Origin of the sequence: Algoriphagus faecimaris, from assembly GCF_900101705.1 — a bacterium.
GTDB classification, from domain to species: domain Bacteria; phylum Bacteroidota; class Bacteroidia; order Cytophagales; family Cyclobacteriaceae; genus Algoriphagus; species Algoriphagus faecimaris.
The window spans coordinates 1-2728 of sequence record NZ_FNAC01000090.1 but is presented as its reverse complement, the minus strand read 5'-3'; the positions used below and the strand labels follow the sequence as shown (position 1 = coordinate 2728).

1 protein-coding gene is annotated in these 2728 nt (G+C 36.5%); it reads right to left on the bottom strand.

The window, feature by feature from the left end:
- On the bottom strand, positions 1-2519 hold a 2519-nt coding region (locus BLQ57_RS20655; RefSeq protein WP_139162856.1), incomplete at its 3' end, for a PAS domain-containing protein.
- Between the last annotated feature and the right edge of the window lie 209 nt (positions 2520-2728).

Here is a 2728-nt window from a genome sequence, read left to right as displayed (position 1 = left end):
TACAATTCATACATCCTATCATCCCATATCAATCTATCATTGAGAACATCCCAATCCCAAATTCCCATTTTTGCTGAGGAAGTAGCTAGGCGTAATCGCTCTGATGCAGAAAGTAAATCCTCTTCTGCTTTTCTACGTTCAGTAATATCTAAAATGATAGCTATAAAATTCCTGTAGTTGGCCTCTTCTACTAATTTCAAATGTACCTCTACCGGATAAAGACTAGCATCTTTTCTTTTGTGAAAAGTAAAAAACACAAGCTTATCTGTTTTTTTCTCAATTAAAGGATTAACAAACTCCCTAAATGAGTCATCCGAAAACTCCGGTTTAATATCAATTGGAGTTAGATTTAGAATCTCTTTAGAAGAGTAGCCAAGATTCATCATGGCACCTTTATTCACGTAGCTAAACTTCAGCGAATCGGCATTGAACATGTAAATTTCATTCAAGCTGTTCTCCAACGTTTCCTGAAATCTGCTTTTTTCTTCTTCTGCCTTTTTTCTGGCATTAATATCCTGCAAACCTCCATATAATCGGATACACCTACCCTCCTCAAATTCTGCATGTCCTAAAGATCGAATCCAAACTTCCCTCTTTTTGGCTGTAATAATTACGGCTTCAAAATCCCATTCTTCTCCTGTTTTAATGGTATTTTCCACAGCAGACCGGACCATTTCTCGAAAATCCTCTCTATAAAAATTAATCCCTTCTTCTAAAGTAGGGACATAGATTTTGGGATTGGTTTCATGCAATTGATGAATCTGTTCGGACCAAAAAACTTTTTGATCTACCATATCCACACTCCAGCTACCAATTTTGACCATTCTGGCCACTTCGCGATTTAGCTCTTGAAGATATTTCCCCTCAGTGATATCCTGTAATACTCCCCTTTCTCCTATAATTTCATCTTTTTCATTATAAACCGGCTGTATTACTTTTCTGACAAATATTTCTTCATTTCGGGAGTTAATCACCTTTAATTCCAAATCATAGGAAGTCCCATTTTCAATGAGTTCTTTGGTAGCTTTACTAATTTTTTCTTGAGACTGTTTATGAAAGTAACTCTTGGCCTCCTCATAACTTAAAGCTTCATCTCTTGTAGTTATTCCGAATAGTTGAAAAATATAATCAGAGCAAGACAATGTATTTGTTTCAAAATCATGGTCCCAATAACCGATTTTAGCCAAAATACTTGCTTGAGCCATAGCATATTGACTTCTTTCTGCTCTCTCTTTGGCCTCTTTTAATTCCTTTTCAATGAGAATTCGATCCGAAATATCTTGGGTTGTACCTCTGAAGGCAATCAACTTTTTATCCTCACTGAATACTGGAGCACCAATGGTATTGACCGTTTTATAAGATCCGTCAGGACGAAGTAGTTTCAACTCCATTTTATAGGGTATTCCCTTCTCTATGGCATTATTAATAACCGCATTGAAACGCTCCCAATCCTCAGGGTGAACCAATTTCTCATGATCTATAAAATTAACAACCTCTATACTGGGGTCTAAACCCCATATCCTATAGGTCTCTTCTGACCATTGAGACACCTGATTGATAAAATCATAATACCAACTTCCCAAGTGAGCGAGCTTTTGAGCCTCATTCATTCTCCGATCATTTTCCTCGGCAATTTCTTTGGCTTGAATTAATTTTTCTTCCACCAAACTAGTGTCAGTGACCTCATTTAAGAAAGCGAGCCAATGAGAAAAAGTCCCCCCTTGATTTTCTAGAGGTATTAGACGGCAGTTGATTAATAATTTCTCACCCTTTTTAGTATCAATTGAAAAAACCATTTCACAGGGTTGCCAATTTTCGAAAGCTTGATGAAGCCTAGAGCTCTCCTCCAAGTTTAATTTAGACCCAAAAAGTAATCCAAGCGTTTGGCCTATCGCCTCTGAAGTTTCATATCCCGTAATTAAGCTGAAAGCCTCATTCGCATAATTGATCCTTGGTTCCGATTCCTCAAAGGATCCTGAATTCATTATAAGAATCGCTTCATTGGAATGGGAAATGACGCTTTTCAATAGAGCTATTTGATCCTTTTCATTTTTTTGAATAAAACTTTCCGTGAAACCGCTTTCAAAATGATTTTCTAAAACAGAATTATCAGATGGATTGTATTTATCCCGCAGCCTAGAATCCGATTGATTTTCTGAATCAGCAATCTTTGTTTCGTTTAGCATTAAAAGGATACAAGGCTGACCATTATATTCCAACTTTCTCCCCCTCGCGTCAACAGGAATAATTTGACCTGCTTTTGATTGGTTGGTAAAAAGCCTCAGAGGATGAATTTCTTCATTAATTTGAACACCCCCGCTGAGAATTAAAAATTTATTCAGCTCTAGATTTGAGATCAAATCTTTCAGAGTGAGGTAAGAAAACTCTTCCAAAGAAAACCCATAAAGTGATACAGCCGCTGTATTCACTTCGAGAATCCTCAGCGTTTCCAGTTCAAAAATCAAAGATGGTATTGGCAGTTGGTTGAAGAGTTCAACACTTGGTGTGGCTTTTTCCATTCAATTTAACTTAACTCACGACACAATAATCCTTACTCTCATATAGAAATCAACGATAAATGCGAATCAAAAAAGCTCACATACTCTATGCGTTTAAGCCCTATAAATTGGTGAAATCAATCAACTATTCTAATGGGGTGAAAAACAGCAGATATTAGCAAAACTCCTCTATCAAATAAAGATACGAAATCGAAATGAAATTTTTTCAT